The organism is Arenimonas caeni (assembly GCF_003024235.1).
Lineage (GTDB): Bacteria > Pseudomonadota > Gammaproteobacteria > Xanthomonadales > Xanthomonadaceae > Arenimonas > Arenimonas caeni.
The window spans coordinates 280,643-299,415 of the sequence record NZ_KZ679084.1; the positions used below are offsets into that span (position 1 = coordinate 280,643).

The window sequence follows — 18,773 nt, forward strand, 5'->3', positions numbered from 1 at the left end:
TTGCCGTCCCGGCGTTGGACAGGCGCGGCCGCGGCGCGGATCATCCGCGCATGGACAGCCCCACCGAATTCGCCCGCCTGGACGCGGCGGCCTGGCGCGAGCGCGACCTGGCCAGCGTCTGGCACCCCTGCACCCAGATGAAGGAACACCCGGGCACCCTGCCCCTGGTGCCGATCCGGCGCGGCCGCGGCGCCTGGCTCGAAGGCGTGGACGGCAAGCGCTACCTGGACGCCGTCAGCAGCTGGTGGACCAACCTGTTCGGCCACGCCGAGCCGCGCATCGCCGCCGCCATCGCCCGCCAGGCCGGCGAGCTCGAGCACGTGATCTACGCCGGCTTCTCGCACGAGCCCGGCCTGCGCCTGGCCGAGTCCCTGCTGGCGGTGGCGCCGCGCCAGGCCGGCCGCGCGCCGCTGGCGAAGGTGTTCTACGCCGACAACGGCTCGGCGGCGATCGAAGTGGCGCTGAAGATGAGCTTCCACAGCCACCTCAACCGCGGAGACGGCAAGCGCACGCGCTTCGTCGCCCTGACCGGCAGCTACCACGGCGAGACCCTGGGCGCGCTGTCGATGGGCGACATCCCGCTCTACCGCCGGGTGTACGCGCCGCTGCTGCTTGAGCCGCTGTTCGCGCCCTCGCCCGACGCCTTCGAGGCCGAACCGGGCGAGTCGGCCGAGGCCTGCGCGCTGCGCCGCGCCGACCAGCTGGCGGCGATCTTCGAGGCCCACCCGGGCGAGATCAGCGCGCTCATCCTCGAGCCGCTGGTGCAGTGCGCCGGCGGCATGCGCATGTTCCACCCGGCCTACCTGCGGCGCGCGCGCGAGATCTGCGACGCGCACGGCGCGCACCTGATCGCCGACGAGATCGCGGTCGGCTTCGGCCGCACCGGCACCCTGTTCGCCTGCGAGCAGGCGTCGATCGCGCCGGATTTCCTGTGCCTGTCCAAGGGCCTGACCGGCGGCTTCATGCCGCTGTCGGCGGTGCTCACGACCCAGCACGTCTATGAGTCCTTCCTCGACGATTCGCGCGAGCGCGCCTTCCTGCATTCGCACAGCTACAGCGGCAATCCGCTGGCCTGCGCGGCGGCGCTGGCCTCGCTGGCGATCTTCGACGAGGACGACGTGCTGGCGCGCAACCGCCGCACCGCCGCGCGCATGGGCGAACTGGCGGCGCCGCTGGGCGCGCATCCGCGCGTGGCGCAGGTGCGCCAGACCGGCATGATCCTGGCCATCGAAACCCGCGCCGCCAGCGGCGAGGACGGCACCGCCGTGGAGATCGCCGGCCGCGCCGGCCTGCGCGCCTACCGGCACGCGATCGAACGCGGGGTGGTGCTGCGCCCGCTGGGCGACGTGCTGTACTGGATGCCGCCCTACTGCGTCGGCGAGGAAGAACTGGTGCACCTGGCCGACGTCACCACCACGGCACTGGAGGAGGCCACGCGGCCATGAGGACCATCCGCTGCTACATCGACGCGCCGCTTTCGCCCGGCGCCGTGGTGGCCCTGCCCGAGGAAGCCACGGCGCACCTGGTGCGCGTGCTTCGGCTGGCGCCGGGCGACGTCGTGAACCTGTTCAATGGCGACGGCCACGACTACCCGGCCGAACTGGTTTCGGCGGCCAGGCGCGGCGCCGAGGCGCGCGTCGTTTCCGCCGTGGCGCTGGCCAACGAGTCGCCGCTGCGCATCACCCTGGCCCAGGGCATCGCCCGCGGCGAGAAGATGGACCTGGTGCTGCAGAAGGCCACCGAGCTGGGCGTGGCGGCCTTCGCCCCGGTCAGCACCGAGCGCACCGAGGTGCGCCTCGACGCCGAACGCGCCGGCAAGCGGCTGGCGCACTGGCAGGGCGTGGTGCAGGCCGCCTGCGGGCAGAGTGGCCGCGCGCGCCTGCCGGCCCTGGCCGAGCCGTGCACGCTGGCGGCCTACGCGGCGGCCGAAGACGCGTCGGTCAGGCTGGCCCTCGACCCGGACGGCGAACTCGACCTGCGCAGCCTGGCCCTGCCGCCCGGCGCCACGGTGGCGCTGCTGGTGGGCCCGGAAGGCGGCCTGTCGGAACGCGACCTGGCCACGGCCCGCGCCGCCGGCTTCCGCGGCCTGCGCCTCGGCCCGCGCATCCTGCGCACCGAAACCGCCGGCCTCGCCGCCATCGCCGCCCTGCAGGCCCTGCACGGCGACCTCGCCTTCTAGGCCCCCGTGTGGGAGGGCCTCCGGGCCCGACTGCCTGTGCGCTGCTGACCCTTCCAGCCGGATGTTTGGCGGAGTGGCGCCGCCGCGCACGCGTACGACTCGCCGTCCGGCCGCGCGCAAGCGTCATCCATGACCAGCTTACGGCCGCGCGTTGCGGACATCCTGTCCTCCACTCCGTCGAGTCGTACGCGTGCACGCCGTCGCTCCGATTGGCGTGGGCGGCCTTCAGGGACGCGACGTGGCTGCTCTCTCGTCGTCCTCCACGGACGTGCGCTGGCTCTGGCCTTCCATTCGGCCCCGATGCTCCATCGAGGAGGTGGCGTCAGGCGGCGGCCTGGGCCTGGTCGAGGGCTTTCTGGATGAGGAGCTCGACGCTGAGCAGGTCGGGCACGACGGCTGCGTCGTCGTTGAGGGTGACGCGGGCGTGCACGCCCAGCGGCAGGTCCTTGATGTCGTGCGATTGCTTGAGCGCGGCGTCCGACACCGTGACCAGTCGCGGGAAGCCCTGCGAGAGCACGGCGAAGAAGGGCAGCTTGGAGTTGCCGCCCAGGGCCTTGAGCACGGCCACCTTGGCGCCCATCTGGCCGCCCTCCTCCGACCAGCCGGCCAGGCGCGAGAACGACAGCAGCGGCAGGCGCCAGCCGCGCCAGCGCACGCGGCCAAGCAGCCACTCGGGCGCGTTGGCCACGGCCTCGGGATCCGAGAAGGTGATGACCTCGGCCACGCTCGCGTTGGGCAGCAGCAGGCGGCCGCCGGTCACCGAGATCAACACGCCGCGGATGTCGCGCTGGGCGCTCATGCCTTGCCTCCGGGAATCAGGTTCAATGCCAACGCTCCACCACGCTCGCGGCCAGTTCCGCCGGCGCGGCGGCGCTTGCGCCTTCCTGCACCACGGCCTGGGCGGCGGACGGATCGAAACAGGCGGACGGGTCCTGCGCCAGCACCAGGCCGCCGGCGGCCTGGATGGCCAGCACGGCCGGCACCAGCGCCGGATCGGCGCCGCTGAGCACCAGCACGCCGCTTTCGGCGGCGGGGAGTGCGGCGATCACGCTGGCCAGGTCGCCCCCGTCCACGAAAGACAGGCTGCCGCCTTCGCTTGCCGCGCCGATGCCGGGCGCGAGCACGGAGACGCGCCCCGGATAGGCGAGCTTGCCGGCCACGGCCAGGTCGAGCGGCATCTGGCTGGCCTTGCCCAGCTGGTCGACCAGGCGGTCGTGGCGACCGGTGTCGAGGTGCTGGTAGAGCAGCACCGGCACCGGCAGGCTCGGCGGCAGCGCGGCCAGCAGCTGGCGCACGGCGTCCGGGCCACCGAGCCCGGCGAGCACGAGCAGCGCGCCGGCGTGGATGGCGTTGTTGGGCCGGGCGTCCTGGTCGGCCAGGCTCAGGCCACGACCAAGCTGGCCCATGTCGCGCGAGGGTGCGGCGAACGCCACCTCGACCGGCGCATCGAGGGGGCCGTCGTCCATGGGGGCCAGCTCGAGGTTGCCGAAGCCGCCGCCGAAGGACGGCGGCGCGGAGGGCGCTGGCGCGCTTGCAGCGGCCGGGGCGGCATCGTCGGTGGCGGTGGGCGCGTCGAAGGCGATGTCGAAGTCCGGATCGCGCGCGGCCTCGCGCTGGTCGCTGGCCTCGAAGGCTTCAAGCTGGGCGGCCAGCGCGGCAACGTCGTCGTCGAGCGTCTCGGAGGCCGCCACGTCGTCCTCGGCAAAGCTGGAGAAGTTCACCGGCGCGTCGGTCAGCTCGATGTCGGCCAGCAGCGGCTCGTCGGCCGGGATTTCGTCCGGCTCGTTGGCCACCACCATGCGCGCGCCCTCTTCGGGCAGCGAGGACAGGTCGATGTCGAGCTCGAGGTCGAGGCCGGGTTCTTCGTCGTCCGGCCCGGCGGCCGGGGCCTCGGCCGGAGTTTCCGGCTCGCCGCCGGCCAGGGCCTGCTCGAGGCTGGCCAGGTCGATGTCGAGCGCGAGATCGAGGTCCGGCTCGTCCGCGACCGGGGCCGGGGCCTCGTCAACCTGGCCGGGCTCGTCGGAGAGGCGCGGTTCGGTCGGCACCCACTCGGACAGGTCCAGCGACTCGGTGGCGTAGTCCTCCAGGCGCGCGGCGTCCATTTCCTCGGCCGGGGTCGGCGGTGCGCCGGGCTCGAGCGTGGACAGGTCCATCTGGGGCAGCGGGTCGGCGCCACCGGGCGGGGGCGGCAGCACGTCGCTGCCCACCAGCTTGGCCGCCAGGTGCCGGGCCCAGCGCGCGAGGTCCCAGCCATCGAGCTGGCGGGTGACCTCCGCGTCGTCGTACATCACTTCGAGGCCGGGGCGCGCGAGCAGTTCGTCGAAGCGCTCGAGCGCGTCCTCGATCGCCGGTTCAAGGCTCACGAGCACCACGTTCGGGGCCTGGGCGGCGACGTCGCCCGGATCGAGCTCGGTCGGATCGCCCTCGGCCACCAGTTCGGCGCCGAGCTCCGCCAGGGCGCGGCGCAGTTGGTCGCGGGCATCACCCGGGCGGGCCAGCAGGGCAACGCGGACCGCCACCTCAGCCATTGACCGGCTCCATGCCCAGCATCTCGAACACGTTCCGCATCAGTTCGACCTCCTGGTAGGGCTTGCCCAGGTAGCGGTTGACGCCGATGTCGAAGGCGCGCTGGCGGTGCTTCTCGCCGGTACGCGAGGTGATCATGATGATCGGCACGTCCTTCATGCGCGCGTCCGAGCGCATGTTCTGCGCCAGCTCGTAGCCGTCCATGCGCGGCATCTCGATGTCGAGCAGCATCAGGTCGGGGATGCGCTCGGCCATCTTCTCGATCGCGTCGACGCCGTCCTTCGCGGTCATCACCTCGAAGTTGTGGCGCTCGAGCACGCGGCCGGTGACCTTGCGCATGGTGATCGAGTCGTCGACCACCATCACCACCGGGATGCGCTGCGACTTGGCCGCGACGGTTGCCGCGGCGAGCGCGGCCGCCTCGGCGCCGTGGTCGACCGAGGCCTGGCGGCGCACCAGCGGCGCGACGTCGAGGATGACCACCACGCGGCCGTCACCCATGATGGTGGCGCCGAAGATGCCCGGGATCGAGTTGACCTGCGGACCCACCGGCTTGACCACGATTTCCTTGCTGCCCAGCACCTGGTCGATGCAGATGGCGGCGCGCAGGTCGCCCGAGCGGGCGAGCAGCAGCGGCATCTGCAGGCTGTCCTGGGCCTTGGCCGTGGCGTGGCCGATCAGGCGGCCCAGGTCGTGGATGGCGTAGGACTCGCCGGCGTAGGTGAAGATCGGGTTCCCGCTGGCCAGCTGCTTGTCGAGCTCGGTGCGGTCGATGCGGCCCACGCCCTGCACCGAGGCGATCGGCACCGCGAAGCTGGTGTCGCCGATCTTGACGAACACGGCCTGGGTGACCGCCAGGGTGAACGGCAGGCGGATGGTGAAGGTGCTGCCCTTGCCCGGCTCGGAGTCGATGGTGAGCGTGCCGCCGAGCTGGCGGATTTCGCTGTAGACCACGTCCATGCCGACGCCGCGGCCGGCCAGGCGGCTCACCGAGGCGGCGGTGGAGAAGCCGGTCTCGAGGATGAAGCCGTACAGGGCCTGGTCGGACACTTCCGCGTCCGGCTTGAGCAGCCCGCGTTCGATGGCCTTCTTGCGGATGGCTTCCTTGTCGAGGCCGCGGCCGTCGTCGCTGATGCGCAGCACGACTTCCGAACCTTCGCGCAGCAGCTGGATCCGGACCGTGCCCTCTTCCGGCTTCTTCGCCTGCTTGCGGTCGGCCGGGGTCTCCAGGCCGTGCGCGACGGCGTTGCGCAGCATGTGCTCGAGCGGCGCGGTCATGCGGTCGAGCACGTTGCGGTCCATTTCGCCGCTGGCGCCGTCGACCTTGAGGTTGACCTGCTTGCCGGTTTCGCTGCCCGACTGGCGCAGCACGCGGCGCAGGCGCGGCACCAGCGCGTCGAAGGGCACCATGCGCGTGCGCATGAGGCCTTCCTGCAGGTCCGAGCTGACGCGCGACTGCTGCAACAGCAGGGTTTCGTACTGGCGCACGAGGTCGTCGAGCGAGCCCTGCAGCGAGGTCAGGTCGGCCGCGGACTCGGCCAGCGAACGCGAGAGCTGCTGCTGGGTGGTGAAGCGGTCGAGCTCGAGCGGATCGAAGGTCTCCTCGCTGGTGTCGCCCTCGCGCTGGTAGCGCGCGATGATCTGCGCCTCGGTCTCGATGTCGAGCTTGCGCAGCTGCTCGCGCAGGCGCGTGGTGGTCTGGCCGAGTTCGCCGAGGTTGCTGCGGAACGCACCGAGCTGCTGCTCGAGGCGGGCGCGGTAGATGGCGACCTCGCCGGCGTAGTTGACGAGGCGGTCGAGCAGGTCGGCGCGGATGCGCACCTGCTCCTGCGGCGCGCGCACGCCGCCGGTTTCCTCTTCCTCGCCCAGGCCTTCGATCGGCGCCGACAGCGGGGCTAGCCCGCCGGCGGCGCCGCCGGTGGCGGCCTGGATGACGCGGGTGAAGGCAGCTTCCTGGGCCGCGGCGGCCTTGCGGTCGAGCGCGGTTTCCTTCGGAGCGGCCGGCGCGGCCTCGGTGGCGGCCTCGGCCGGCGCGACCCCGGCACCCTCGAGCGGCCGGCCCTTGGCCAGGGCGTCGATCTGGGCGATCAGGTTGGCCGGCAGCGCGATGGCCTTGCGCTCGCCGACGCGGGTGACCATGACGTGCAGGCGGTCGAACGCGCGCTCGAGCACGATGACGCCGGTCGGGTCGAGCTCGCGGCGGCCTTCGGCCACCACTTCCAGCAGCGACTCCATGGCGTGGCCGAGCTCGCCGACGGCGAAGATGCCGGCCATGCGGGCGCCGCCCTTGAGCGTGTGCAGGTCGCGCTGCAGGCCGACGACCAGCTCGCGGTCCTGGGTGTTTTCGCGCAGTGCGGCGAGCATGCCGTCGGAGTGGTCGAGCAGGTCCTCGGACTCATCGAGGAAGATATCGAGCAGGTCCTCATCGAGTTCGGAGGTGTCGAGCGCGGCGTCCGGATCCTCCGGATCGATGGCCAGCGGCACGCCCGCGCCGACGGTGTCCCCGGCGATGGCTTCCTCGGCGATGGCTTCCTCGGCGATGGCTTCCTCGGCGACGGTTTCCTCGGCGACGGTTTCCTCGACGACGGTTTCCTCGGCGACGGCTTCTTCGGCGACGGCTTCCTCGGCGGCCGGTGCTTCCTCGGCTACCTCGGCAGGGCCTTCGCTCGCGCCCGGGGCGGTGGCCGCCTCGAGTTCCTCGATCGACATGCCGTAGAACTCGTCGCGCGCCTCGCTGGCTGCCAGCTGGGCCGCTTCGGCCTCCGCAGCCTCCTCTGCCAGGCGGGCTTCCTCGGCCAGGCGGGCTTCCTCGGCGAGGCTGGCCTCCTCGGCCAGGCGAGCCTCCTCGGCCAGACGAGCTTCCTCGGCCAGGCGAGCCTCCTCGGCCAGGCGAGCTTCCTCGGCCAGGCGAGCTTCCTCGGCCAGGCGAGCTTCCTCGGCCAGGCGAGCTTCCTCGGCCAGGCGGGCTTCCTCGGCCAGGCGGGCTTCCTCGGCGAGGCTGGCCTCCTCGGCCAGACGGGCTTCCTCGGCCAGACGAGCTTCCTCGGCCAGACGAGCTTCCTCGGCCAGACGAGCTTCCTCGGCCAGACGGGCTTCTTCGGCCAGACGGGCTTCCTCAGCCAGACGGGCTTCCTCGGCCAGGCGAGCTTCCTCAGCCAGACGGGCTTCCTCGGCGAGGCGCTCGGCTTCGGCCAGGCGAGCTTCCTCAGCCAGACGGGCTTCCTCGGCGAGGCGCTCGGCTTCGGCCAGGCGCTCGGCTTCGGCGGCGGCAGCGGCGGCTTCGGCCTCGGCAGCCTCGCGTGCCGCCTGCTCGGCGGCCGCCTGGAGCGCCGCGTCGGCGGCGGCGATCTCGTCGGCGGACAGGCCCGGCTCGGGCTCGGCCTCGGTGATGGAGAACGCCGGGACGCCGGCTTCCGCCGAAGCATCGGCCAGGAAGGCCTCGAGCGAAATGCGCTCGGATTCGGGCGACTCGGCCGGCATTTCGACCTGCACCGACTCGGGGGCCTCCGCCGGCTCCGACGGCTCGTCGAAGACCGGCAGGTTCGTCAGGTCGAACTCGGGCAGCGTGACCGCGCTGGGCAGCTCGGTCGTGGTTTCCTCCGGCGCCATCGGCACCGAGGGCAGGCTGGCTTCCGGAAGCGCGTCGCGCAGCGCGGTGACTTCAGCCGCGAGCACGTCGTAGACCGGCAGCTGCGGCGACGGGTGCTCGAGCAGCCCGATCACCTCGCGGATGGCCGCGGCCACGTCGGAGATGGCGCGCACGCCCTCGTGGCCCGGCTGCACCGAGGCCGCCAGCGAACGCTTGAGGAAACCCTCCAGCGGCGCGGTGACCGCGGTGAGCGTGGTCACCTCGGTCATGGCGAAGGCGCCATTCATGGTGTGCACGCTGCGCAGCAGCGGGTCGGTGACCGGCTGCGGGCCGCTGGCCGCGCAACCGGCGAGCCAGGCGTCCACCGTTTCCAGGTGTCCGGCGACTTCGGGCTTGAGGATCTCGAACAGCACCGGATCGATGGCGAAACCCGAGGCGGCCGCGGCAGGCGCGGGCTCTTCGGCTTCGAACACCGGGCCACCGGCGAACTCCGGCTCGGGCGCCGGCGCCGGCTCGACTGCCGTCGCCTGCGGTTCGGCGGGCGCGACCGGGGCCGCGGCCTCGGCCGGGGCCGGCGGCGTGTAGAAGGCCTCATCGCCGGCCGCGACCCGCTCGGCCACGGCTTCGATGCCGGCCAGGTCGGCGTGCACGGTTTCGCCCTGCAGGGCGGCGCGCAGCAGCGGCAGCGTGTTGAAGGCGTTCTCGATCAGGGACACCACGGCCGGGCTGGCCTGGCGCGTGCCGTCGAGCACGCGGTTGAGCATGGACTCGACCTTCCAGCTGAACTCGCCCAGGGTCTTGGCGCCGACCAGGCGGCCGCTGCCCTTGAGCGTATGGAAGACGCGGCGGATCGGCCGCAGCTGCTCCATGTTGTCCGGCTGCTTGCGCCAGTTCGGCAGCAGCTGTTCGAGGTTGCCGATTTCCTCCTGGAACTCCTCCAGGAAGACTTCGCGGATCTCGTCGTCGATCTCGTCGCTGCCGCCGTCGAAGCCGGCGATGGCGGGCAGGCCGGCGGCAGCCGGCGCCGCCGCTTCGGCGGGCGCGGCCTCGATGGCCACGGGGGCCTCGTCGGCAACAGGCGCCTCGACCGGGGCGAACGCGGCCAGGTCGGCCGCTTCGGGCTCCACGGCCGGCTCCGGCAGGGCCTCGGGTTCGGGCTCGAACCCGGCCGGTAGCTCGAAGGAGATCTCCGCTTCGGGCTCGGGCTCGGCCTGGGCTTCGAGCACGGGCTCCGGTTCCGGCGCCGGCGGCTCGACCGCAAGCGGCGCGGCGGGCGCCGCGGCACCTGCCGCCGGCACGCTGGCGGCCGGCGGGGTCAGGTCCTCGGCCGGCAGCGGCCAGTAGCCGAGCGACTCGAGGTTCTGGCGGGCGATGGCCAGGATCTGCTCGCGCTTGGGACGGCGGTCGCGCACGGCCTCGAGGAAATATTCGAGGCCGGCCAGGGCATCGGCCAGGCGATCCATCTGCTGGCCGTTGGGCACGCGGCGGCGGCGCAGCAGCTCGTTCTCGGTGAAGCGGCGGACGGCGGTGAGGTATTCCGGGGCTTCCTGGATCTCGAGGATGCGCAGGGCGCCACCGACCTCTTCCAGCAGGCGCGGCACGTCGGCCAGCTGGGCGTGGTCCCAGTGGGTTTCGACGAAGGCGACGAAACACTGGCGGGCCTGGGCGAAGTTGGCGATGGCCTCCTTGACCAGCACCTCCAGCACCTGGCGCGCCTCGCTACCGGGCAGCAGGCGCTCGGTGGCGGCCTCGGCCACGGCATCGCCGCTGACGTCCGCGGCGTTGGCCTCGCCCAGGCGCGCGACCTGGTCGTCGAGCGACGCTTCGACGTAAAGCAGCGCGCCGGCGATGTCGAGCAGGGCCGACTCGTCGGCCGGACGCTGGCCGCTGGAAATGGCATGGATCGCGGTGCGCTGGTCCTGGACCACGCGGCGGGGCACGCCCAGGCCCAGCATGCCGAGCGTGTCGGCGACGCGGTCGAGCGCCTCGGCCTGTTCGCCCAGGTCGGCGGCGGGCGCCTCCGGCGAACGCAGGTGCAGGTCGAGCGCGTCCTTGACGCGCAGCAGGTCTTCCTTGATGGCGCCGGCGACCGTGGACAGCAGCGCCTTGTTGCGGCCGCTGAGGCTGCCGCGGGCGTGCGCCAGCTCGGACTCGCTGGGCAGGTACTGGCCGAGGCCGAAGACCTCGCGGATCTCGCCGATGCGGCCGCCTTCGGTGGGCGCATGGGCGACGAAATAAAGCAGCTGGCGGGTCAGCTCGAGCGGCGGATCGGTGCGGAAGGCGGCGTCGCCACCCTCGGACAGGCGCTTGATCTCCTGCTCGACCTTGGCCAGCGCCTGCTTGAGCGGCTTGCTGGCCTCGAACGCGCCCTTGGCCAGGGCGTCGAGCGTGCCGGCGGCGACCCAGAACAGCCGGCGCGCGTGCTCGGCGTCGGTGATCGGCACCAGCTGCTCGCACACGTCGGTGAGGTCGCGGATGGTGTTGGCGCTGTTGTCGTCGCGCAGCCAGCGCAGCAGCGCCGACTGGAACAGGTTGCGCAGGGTCTCGGCGCGGCGCTTGAGTTCGTCGGCGGCCAGCGGCTGGACCGGGCCGGCGGCGGACGCCGGCAGCGGCCGGGACAGGTCGGGCGAGAACAGCACCACCTCCGACAGGCCCTTCTCGCCGCGCGTCTCGCGCAGTTCGTTGAGCAGCGGCAGCAGCACGATCGGGATGTCGCGATGGCCAGACTGCAGGCGCTCGAGGTAGTCGGGCAGCTGCACGATGCCGCGCATCAGCGCCGCGTAGCCGCTATCGCGCTCGGCCACCGAACCCTCGACCAGGGCCTTGGCCAGCTGCTCCATCTCCTCGGCCACCATGGCCGCGCCGTAGAGCTCGACCATGCGCAGGGTGCCCTGCACCTGGTGCAACAGGTTCGCGCACGACTTGAGCTGGCCCGGGTCCTCGCCCTCTTCGACGTAGGCCTCAAGGGCCTGGCGCGCCTGGCGCAGCGTCTCGTCGAGCTCCGGCTTGACCCAGGTGAGCGTGGTGAAATCGATGTCTTCGTTCAGCCTCATGCCGAGGTCCTGTCAGGGCAAGGCGTCCGGGGGGACGCCGTTGCCGGTGTGTGGCCAGGGGCGAACCGGGCGGATGGATCAGCCCGGCAGCTTGAAGTCGGCGACCGAACGACGCAGGTCGGCCGCCAGCTGCGCCAGGTTGCCGATCGACTCGGCCGTCTGGTTCGCACCCTGCGAGGTCTGGGTGGTGATCTCCTGAATCACGCTCATCGTGGCGGTGATGTTCGTCGCCGCGGTGGACTGCTGGCGCGCCGCCTGGGAGATGTTCTGGATGAGGTCGGCGAGGTCGTTCGACACCTTCTCGATCTCGCCCAGGGCCAGGCCGGCGTCCTCGGCCAGTCGGGCACCGGCCACCACTTCCGCGGTGGTCTGTTCCATCGAGCTGACCGCTTCGTTGGTGTCGGACTGAATGGTCTGCACCAGGGCTTCGATTCGCTTCGTGGCGTTCGAGGCGCGTTCCGCGAGTCGCTGCACTTCGTCCGCCACCACCGCGAAGCCGCGGCCCGCCTCACCTGCCGAGGCCGCCTGGATGGCTGCGTTGAGCGCGAGGATGTTCGTCTGCTCGGAGATGTCGTTGATCAGTTCCACGATCGAGCCGATTTCCTGGGAGCTTTCACCCAGTCGCTTGATTCGCTTCGAGGTCTCCTGGATCTGGTCACGGATGTTGTCCATGCCCTGGATCGTCTGGCGCACCACTTCGGCGCCCTTGGCGGCGATCTGCACGGAGCGCTGGGCCACGTCGGCCGATTCGGCGGAGTTCTTCGACACCTCGTCGATCGAGCCCGCGATCTCGTTGATCTGGGCCGAGGCGCTGGTGATCTGCTGGGCCTGGTGTTCCGCGGCCTCCGCCAGGTGCATGGCGGTGGCCTGGGTTTCCTGGGCCGAAGCGGCCACCTGCACGGCGGTCTCGTTGATCGTACCCACCAGTCGGCGCAGCTCGTCGACGGTGAAGTTGATCGAGTCCGCGATCGCGCCGGTGATGTCCTCGGTCACGGTCGCCTTCACGGTCAGGTCGCCTTCCGCGAGCGCGCCCATTTCGTCGAGCAGTCGCAGAATGGCTTCCTGATTGCGCTGGTTCAGCTCCTGCGTCTCCGCGGCGCGGCGGCCGAGGTCGCGGAAGATGGTGGCCAGCAGGCCGAACAGGCCGATCAGCACGCCGATGGCGCCGCCGATGGCGATGTAGTTGTTCGGGAAGACGCGCTGGTAGTTGATGTTGTCGAAGCTGGTGAACAGCGCCTGCGCGTTCTCCAGCAGCACGTTCGACTCTTCCGAGATCTGCGTGGCGGCGCCCTGCACCTCGGCCAGGTCGGCCGACGCGCCCAGCACCACGTCCAGGTCGGCCTGGGCCTCGGCGTACAGCTCCTCGGCCGCGGCCAGGTTGTTGATGCCGGCCTGGCTGGTGATGCGCTGGATGCCGGCTTCGGCGTTGCCCTCGCGGAAGCCCTGCAGCACCGAGGCGAACACGGTGGCGTCGCGCGAGAGCGCGTCGGCCGCCGAGACGGTGTTCTCGCCGCCGGCGACGATTTCCGTCACGCGGCGCGACATGCGGTCGGCCAGCACGATCTGGCGGTTGGCGATGGAGATCTGCGAGGCCGGGGCGTTGGCGTCCGACAGCGAGCGCACCACCTCGTCGAGCTGGAAGGCCAGGCGCGGCACGCGGCCGATGAACTGGCCGGCCGTGTCGGCCAGGTTGAGCACCTGCTCCTCGGCGGCGGTGATGGTGTCGGCCGCCTGGGCCATCGTGGTCCAGGTGCCGGTGACCTTCTCGAGCGCGCTGGCCACGCCCGGGGCGTTCGGGTCGCCCTCGTAGCCCGGCACGCCCTCGGTGGCGCTGCCCGAGCGCAGCGCCGCGACGATCTGGTCAATGCGCGACTTGGTGGCCTTGAACTCGGCGAAGGCGTCGGCGTTGCCGTCGACCGCCTCCTGCGAGTACTTGGCCAGCTGCTGCGAAAGCACCTGCAGGTCCGCCGTCAGGCCTCGCGCGTTGTTTTCCTGGTTGTTCAGGTAACTGGCGTAGATGAAGTTAACGCCGAACAGGATGAGCGAGATGATGAGGATGACGGCCCAGAACCGGATGCCGAAGCTGGTGAACTTGTCGGTGATCGAGCGCGAATTAGTGCTCATGACTGGACCTCATCCCCTGATAAAAGACTGCAAAACATTGGAAGGCGTGGCTGCCACTCATGCGGTGGCCTGGCGGAATTCGGGGGTACGCGTGAGCAACGACATGTTGAACACACCCCAGGTCTGGTCGGCCAGCGTGTACGCCTGGCCGACGAAATGGCCGTAGCGGCCGGGCACGTCGCCGGGCGATTCGGCCCGGTGGGTGTCGTTGAAGGTTCGCTGGCCGAAGAGCTCGTCGATGATGACCGCGACGTTGCCGCCGGCCTGGCGCACCACCAGCACGCGCTGGCCTTCGTGCACCACCGTGCGCTCGCCCTCGAGGAACATCTTCAGGTCGACCACGGGCAGCAGGCTGCCGCGCACGTTGGCCACGCCGAGCATCCAGGACTGCGCACCGGGCACGGGCGTGACCGGCGGCAGCGGCAGGATCTCGACCACTTCGTCGAAGGACGAGACCAGGCGGCGCTGGCCGAGCCGGAAGCCGACCCCTCGCCAGTGGCCCGGTGCCTCGACCATCTCCGGGCGCCCCGCCTCGTGCGCGAGGGAACGCTGCTCGTAGTCGAGCAGGACCTCGAAGGGCGTGGCGCGCTTGGAGCTGGCGGACGACTTGGACATGGAAGCCTCAGCCGGCCGGGACGTACTTGCGGATGGCCGAGAGCAGCTCATCGCGGGTGAAGGGCTTGGTGAGGTACTGCTCGGAGCCGACGATGCGGCCACGCGCCTTGTCGAACAGGCCGTCCTTGGAGGACAGCATGATGACGGGGGTGGACTTGAACATCTGGTTGTTCTTGATCAGCGCGCAGGTCTGGTAGCCGTCCAGGCGCGGCATCATGATGTCGACGAAGACGATCTGGGGCTGGTGGTCGGCGATCTTGGCCAGGGCTTCGAAACCGTCCGTGGCGGTCACGACGTCGCAGCCCTCCTTCTTGAGCAGGGTCTCGGCGGTGCGCCGGATGGTCTTGGAATCGTCGATGACCATGACCCGCAAGCCGGCCAGGCTGTTGTCGTCCATCTCACTCCCCATAACGATGCTGTCCCTGGCAATACGGGCCTCCGGGAAGCCCGCAGAATCTCAGCTTATATCCCAGCCAGCGCCAAATGTGTCAAGCACGGCGCGGTTTTGGCGTGACCTGGTCCACGGTCCGCGCCGGCCCCTGCTAGTCTAGTCGCTCCCGTGGTTTTTGAGACGAAGGCGCCGATGTCCCTGGACGTGGCCGTGGTGATGGACCCGATCGGAAAGATCAAGATCGGCAAGGATTCGACCTTCGCGATGTTGCTCGAGGCCAGTCGGCGCGGCCATCGCCTGCACTACGTGCTGCCCGGCGGCCTGTGGCTCGACGGCGAGCGGGCCATGGCGCGCCTGGCCCCGCTGGAGGTCCGCGACGAGCCGGCCGGCTGGTTCGGGCTGGGCGAGGCCGCCTCGCGGCCCCTGGCCGCGATGGACGTGGTCCTCATGCGCACCGACCCGCCGGTGGACGCCAATTACCTGCACGACAGCCACATCCTGTCGGTGGCCCAGGCCGAGGGCGTGCTGGTGGTCAACGACCCGGCCGGCCTGCGCGACCTCAACGAGAAGCTCGGCGCCCTGCTCTTCCCGCAGTGCTGCCCGCCGACCCGGGTGGCCCGGGACCCGGACCTGCTGCGGGAGTTCGTGGCCGAGCACGGCGAGGTGGTGCTCAAGCCCCTGGACGGCATGGGCGGCCGCTCGATCTTCCGGGCCTCGGCCGCCGATCCGAACCTGAACGTGATCCTGGAAACCCTGACCCAGGGCGGCCGCGACCTGGCCCTGGCCCAGCGCTACCTCCCGGAAATCAAGGACGGCGACAAGCGCATCCTGCTGGTCGACGGCGAGCCGGTCCCCTACTGCCTGGCCCGTATCCCCCAGGGCGGCGAGTTCCGGGGCAACCTGGCCGCCGGCGGCCGGGGCGAGGGCCGGCCGCTGAGCGAGCGCGACCGATGGATCGCCGCCCAGGTGGGCCCGGAGCTGCGGCGCCGGGGCATGATCTTCGTGGGCCTGGACGTGATCGGCGACTACCTGACCGAGGTCAACGTCACCAGCCCCACCTGCATCCGCGAGCTCGACGCCCAGTTCGGCCTGAACATCGCCGGCCTGCTGTTCGACGCGATCGAGGCCCGCCGGGCCGGGCCGGGCTGAGATGGCGGCCCGCCCCGGCATCGGGCCCGGCGACCGCCTGGGCGCCACGCTGGCCCTGTCGGCGATCCTGTTCGGGGTGCTGATCCTGGGCGTGGGCTTTGCCCTGGACCGGGCCGCGCCGGTGGCGCCGACCCTGGACGTGATCCTCACCGAAACCCGCAGCGAAACCCCGCCCGAGGACGCCGATTTCATCGCCCAGGCCGACAACCAGGGCGGCGGCGAGAGCGAACGGGCCGAGCGCCCGCGCGAGGAGCAGCTGGCCCCGGTGCCCAAAGTGGAGGCCGGGCTGGCGCCGGAACCGCTGGTGGCCCAGGCCCCGCCGCCCGAGCCCGAGCCGGTGCCGCGCCTGCTGGCCACCACGGCGCCCTCGCCCGACCGGCTGCCGGCGCCCGAGGACCAGCGCGACACCGAGCCCGAGCTGCTGCCCCGGGGCGAGGAGCTGATCGAGCAGAGCCTGGAGATGGCCCGGCTGGCGGCCGAGATCGAGCGCCGGCAGGAACTGCTGGCCAAGCGCCCCAAGCGCAAATTCGTGTCCGCCAGCACGCGCGAATACGAGTACGCGGCCTATCTGCGGGCCTGGGTGACCAAGGTGGAGCGGGTGGGCAACCTCAATTATCCGGACGAGGCTCGCCGGCGCGGGCTGTCCGGGCGGCTGGTGATGACGGTGGCGGTGCGCCGCGACGGCAGCGTCGAGGACATCCTGCTCAACCGCTCCAGCGGCCTGGGCGTGCTCGACCAGGCCGCCACCCGCATCGTTCGCCTCTCCGAGCCCTTCCCGCCCCTGCCCGAGACCTCCGAACAGGTCGACGTGCTGCACATCACCCGCACCTGGCAGTTCCAGAACGGCTCCGTGCTCTCCGACTGATGCGGGAGGGGCTTCAGGCCCGACGCCTTTGCTGCTCTTGGCTCAGGCGACTCGCTACTTTCGCGGGTGGAGGCGGCGTGCACGCGTACGACTCGACGGAGTGGAGGACAGGATGTCCGCAACGCACGGCCGTAAGCTGGTCAGGGATGACGCTTGCGCGCGGCCGGACGGCGAGTCGTACGCGTGCGCGGCGGCGCCACTCCGCCAGGCATCCGGCCGGAAAGGCCAGCAGCGCGCAGGCAGTCAGGCCTGAAGGCCCGCCCGCAGGAGGTCAGAGGGGGGCGGTGGCGCCGAGGAGGAGGTCGATGGCGGCCATGCGCACGGGCAGGCCGTTGGCGACCTGTTCGAGGATGACCGACCGGGGGCCGTCGGCGACGTCGCCGTCGATCTCGACGCCGCGGTTCATCGGGCCCGGGTGCATCACGATGGCGCCGGGGGCGGCGCGGGCCAGGCGGGCGGGCGTGAGGCCGAAGTCGCGGTAATAACCCTCGAGCGAGGGCACCAGGCCCTGCTCCATGCGCTCGCGCTGCAGGCGCAGCATCATCGCCGCATCCACGCCCTCGACCGCCGCGTCCATGTCGTGGAACACCTCGCAGCCACGCAGCACCTCGGGGCCCGGCAGCAGGTTGGCCGGCCCGCAGACGCGGATTTCGCCGCAGCCGAGCGTGCGCAGCGCCTGCAGGTCGGAGCGCGCCACCCGCGAATGCAGCACGTCGCCGGCCACCAGCACCTTCAGCGCGGAGAAATCGGCGCCCTTGTGCTGGCGCAGCGTGAGCATGTCGAGCAGGCCCTGGGTCGGGTGGTTGCTGCGGCCGTCGCCGGCGTTGATCACCCGGGTGCCGGGCCTGGCGCCGGCGGCCAGTTCGGCCACCGCGCCATCGCTGGCGTGGCGGATCACGAACAGGTCCACGCCCATGGCCTCGATGGTCCTGAGCGTGTCGAGCGCCGTTTCGCCCTTCTTGGTCGAGGAGGTCGAGACGTCGAAGTTGAGCACGTCCATGCCCAGCCGCGCCGCGGCCAGCTGGAAACTGCTGCGCGTGCGGGTGGAAGGCTCGAAGAACAGCGTGCAGCAGGTGCGGCCCGCGTGCCGGCCGCGCAGGGCGCTGCCGCCGAGGGCGTGCGGGCGCAGCAGCTCGGCCTGGTCGAGCAGCTGGCGCAGCACCGGCGCGGGCAGGCCGTCGAGGCTGAGCAGGTGGCGCAGGCGGCCGTCGGGTTCGAGCTGGAGTTCGGCGGTCATGGCGTGGCGTCGGGTCCGGGGTCGGGGGTCGGTTCTTGGCGGGCGTCGGGCTCGGTGAGCCAGCGTTCGAGGATCACCACCGCCGCCAGCGCGTCGAGCTGGCTGGCCTGGTGGCGGCGGCGGGTGCCGGCGGCGCGGCCGGCGGCGAAGCGCCGGGCGGCCTCGAGCGAGCTGCGGCGCTCGTCCACCTGCTGCACCGGCAGGCCGTAGCGCTTGGCCAGGGCGCGGGCGAAACCGCGGGCGCGCTGCCGGGCCGGCTGGTCGCCACCGTCGAGCGTGGCCGGGTCGCCCACCACCAGCGCGTCGGGGCGCCATTCGCCCATCCAGCGGTCCAGGCGCGGCCAGTCGGGACCGCTGGCGTGCACCTCGAGCACGCCCAGTTCGCGCGCGCTGCCCGAGACGGTGTTGCCCACCGCCACGCCGATGCGGCGGGCGCCGACATCGAAGCCCAGCAGGGTCGTGGGGCCGCTCATGCGTGCCCGGCGTAATCGGCCAGGCGGTCCAGGTCGACGCCCAGGCGGCCGGCGGCGGCGCGCCAGCGCAGCTCGACCGGCGTGTCGAAGAGGATGCCGGCGTCGGCCGGCACCGTCAGCCAGCTGTTGGCCGCCAGTTCGTCCTCGAGCTGGCCGGCCGTCCAGCCGGCGTAGCCCAGGGCCAGGTGCCAGCGCGCCGGGCCCTCGCCGCGGGCGATGGCTTCGAGGATGTCGCGCGAGGTGGTCACGGCTAGGCCGTTGCCCAGGCGCAGGCTCGAATCCCAGGGGCGCGGGTCGTCGTGCAGCACGAAGCCGCGGTCGGGCTGCACCGGGCCGCCGGCCAGCACCGGGCGGTCGGCCAGGCTGGCGTCGCTGGTTTCCAGCTTCATCTGCCCGAGCAGCTCGCCGAAGCGGTAGTCGGCCGGGTGGTTGATCACCAGGCCCATCGCGCCCTCGTCGTCGTGCTGGCAGACCAGGGTGACCGAACGGAAGAAGTTCGGATCATCCATCGCCGGCATGGCGATCAGGAAATGTTCGGCGAGGGAACGGGGTTCGGCCATGCGGCCATTCTA

13 protein-coding genes are annotated in these 18,773 nt (G+C 71.7%); 4 read left to right on the plus strand and 9 right to left on the minus strand.

Annotated features, from left to right (window positions below; translation table 11 throughout):
• The first annotated feature begins 50 nt into the window (after positions 1-50).
• A complete protein-coding gene (gene bioA / locus C6N40_RS01420) occupies positions 51-1,445 on the plus strand; it encodes an adenosylmethionine--8-amino-7-oxononanoate transaminase (protein WP_106989214.1) in 1,395 nt (464 codons plus the stop codon).
• Entirely contained in the window at positions 1,442-2,179 is a 738-nt protein-coding gene (locus C6N40_RS01425) for a 16S rRNA (uracil(1498)-N(3))-methyltransferase (RefSeq protein WP_106989215.1), read from the plus strand. Before bioA ends, C6N40_RS01425 begins: the two co-directional genes overlap by 4 nt.
• A gap of 322 nt (positions 2,180-2,501) precedes the next feature.
• Here the strand turns inward: C6N40_RS01425 and C6N40_RS01430 are convergent, their stop codons facing one another.
• From C6N40_RS01430 to pilG, 6 genes are all read right to left on the minus strand, one after another.
• The gene (locus C6N40_RS01430) at positions 2,502-2,978 is read right to left on the minus strand and encodes a chemotaxis protein CheW (RefSeq protein WP_106989216.1); all 477 of its coding nucleotides are present in this window, start codon (positions 2,976-2,978) and stop codon (positions 2,502-2,504) included.
• Positions 2,979-3,000: 22 nt separating this feature from the next.
• Positions 3,001-4,707, minus strand: coding sequence for a chemotaxis protein CheB (locus C6N40_RS01435; protein ID WP_106989217.1), 1,707 nt, complete (start codon positions 4,705-4,707; stop codon positions 3,001-3,003).
• Positions 4,700-11,347: a FimL-related protein gene (locus tag C6N40_RS01440; protein WP_106989218.1), complete on the minus strand. Its 6,648-nt coding sequence runs from the start codon at positions 11,345-11,347 to the stop codon at positions 4,700-4,702. The genes C6N40_RS01435 and C6N40_RS01440 overlap by 8 nt, the downstream gene beginning before the upstream one ends.
• Before the next feature lie 78 nt (positions 11,348-11,425).
• Positions 11,426-13,471, minus strand: a complete 2,046-nt coding sequence (locus tag C6N40_RS01445) for a methyl-accepting chemotaxis protein (RefSeq protein ID WP_106989219.1) — start codon at positions 13,469-13,471, stop codon at positions 11,426-11,428.
• 57 nt (positions 13,472-13,528) lie between these two features.
• The gene (locus C6N40_RS01450; protein WP_106989220.1) at positions 13,529-14,086 is read right to left on the minus strand and encodes a chemotaxis protein CheW; all 558 of its coding nucleotides are present in this window, start codon (positions 14,084-14,086) and stop codon (positions 13,529-13,531) included.
• A 7-nt stretch (positions 14,087-14,093) separates the two neighbouring features.
• On the minus strand, positions 14,094-14,483 hold the full coding sequence (pilG, locus tag C6N40_RS01455; RefSeq protein ID WP_106989221.1) for a twitching motility response regulator PilG: 390 nt from the start codon (positions 14,481-14,483) through the stop codon (positions 14,094-14,096).
• Between the two features lie 186 nt (positions 14,484-14,669).
• On the opposite strand from pilG, the gene gshB reads away from it, so the two are divergent.
• Together gshB and C6N40_RS01465 are read left to right on the plus strand one after the other, a co-directional pair.
• Positions 14,670-15,626: a glutathione synthase gene (gene gshB, locus C6N40_RS01460; RefSeq protein ID WP_106989222.1), complete on the plus strand. Its 957-nt coding sequence runs from the start codon at positions 14,670-14,672 to the stop codon at positions 15,624-15,626.
• A 1-nt stretch (position 15,627) separates the two neighbouring features.
• A complete protein-coding gene (locus C6N40_RS01465; protein ID WP_106989223.1) occupies positions 15,628-16,491 on the plus strand; it encodes an energy transducer TonB in 864 nt (287 codons plus the stop codon).
• A gap of 271 nt (positions 16,492-16,762) precedes the next feature.
• Here the strand turns inward: C6N40_RS01465 and C6N40_RS01470 are convergent, their stop codons facing one another.
• From C6N40_RS01470 to C6N40_RS01480, 3 genes are read right to left on the minus strand one after another with little or no spacing between them, the layout of a single operon-like run.
• Complete coding sequence (locus tag C6N40_RS01470) at positions 16,763-17,728, minus strand: aspartate carbamoyltransferase catalytic subunit (protein ID WP_106989224.1); 966 nt, start codon at positions 17,726-17,728, stop codon at positions 16,763-16,765.
• The gene (ruvX, locus tag C6N40_RS01475) at positions 17,725-18,201 is read right to left on the minus strand and encodes a Holliday junction resolvase RuvX (RefSeq protein WP_106989225.1); all 477 of its coding nucleotides are present in this window, start codon (positions 18,199-18,201) and stop codon (positions 17,725-17,727) included. Before ruvX ends, C6N40_RS01470 begins: the two co-directional genes overlap by 4 nt.
• Entirely contained in the window at positions 18,198-18,761 is a 564-nt protein-coding gene (locus C6N40_RS01480; RefSeq protein ID WP_106989226.1) for a YqgE/AlgH family protein, read from the minus strand. The genes ruvX and C6N40_RS01480 overlap by 4 nt, the downstream gene beginning before the upstream one ends.
• Positions 18,762-18,773 lie beyond the last annotated feature (12 nt).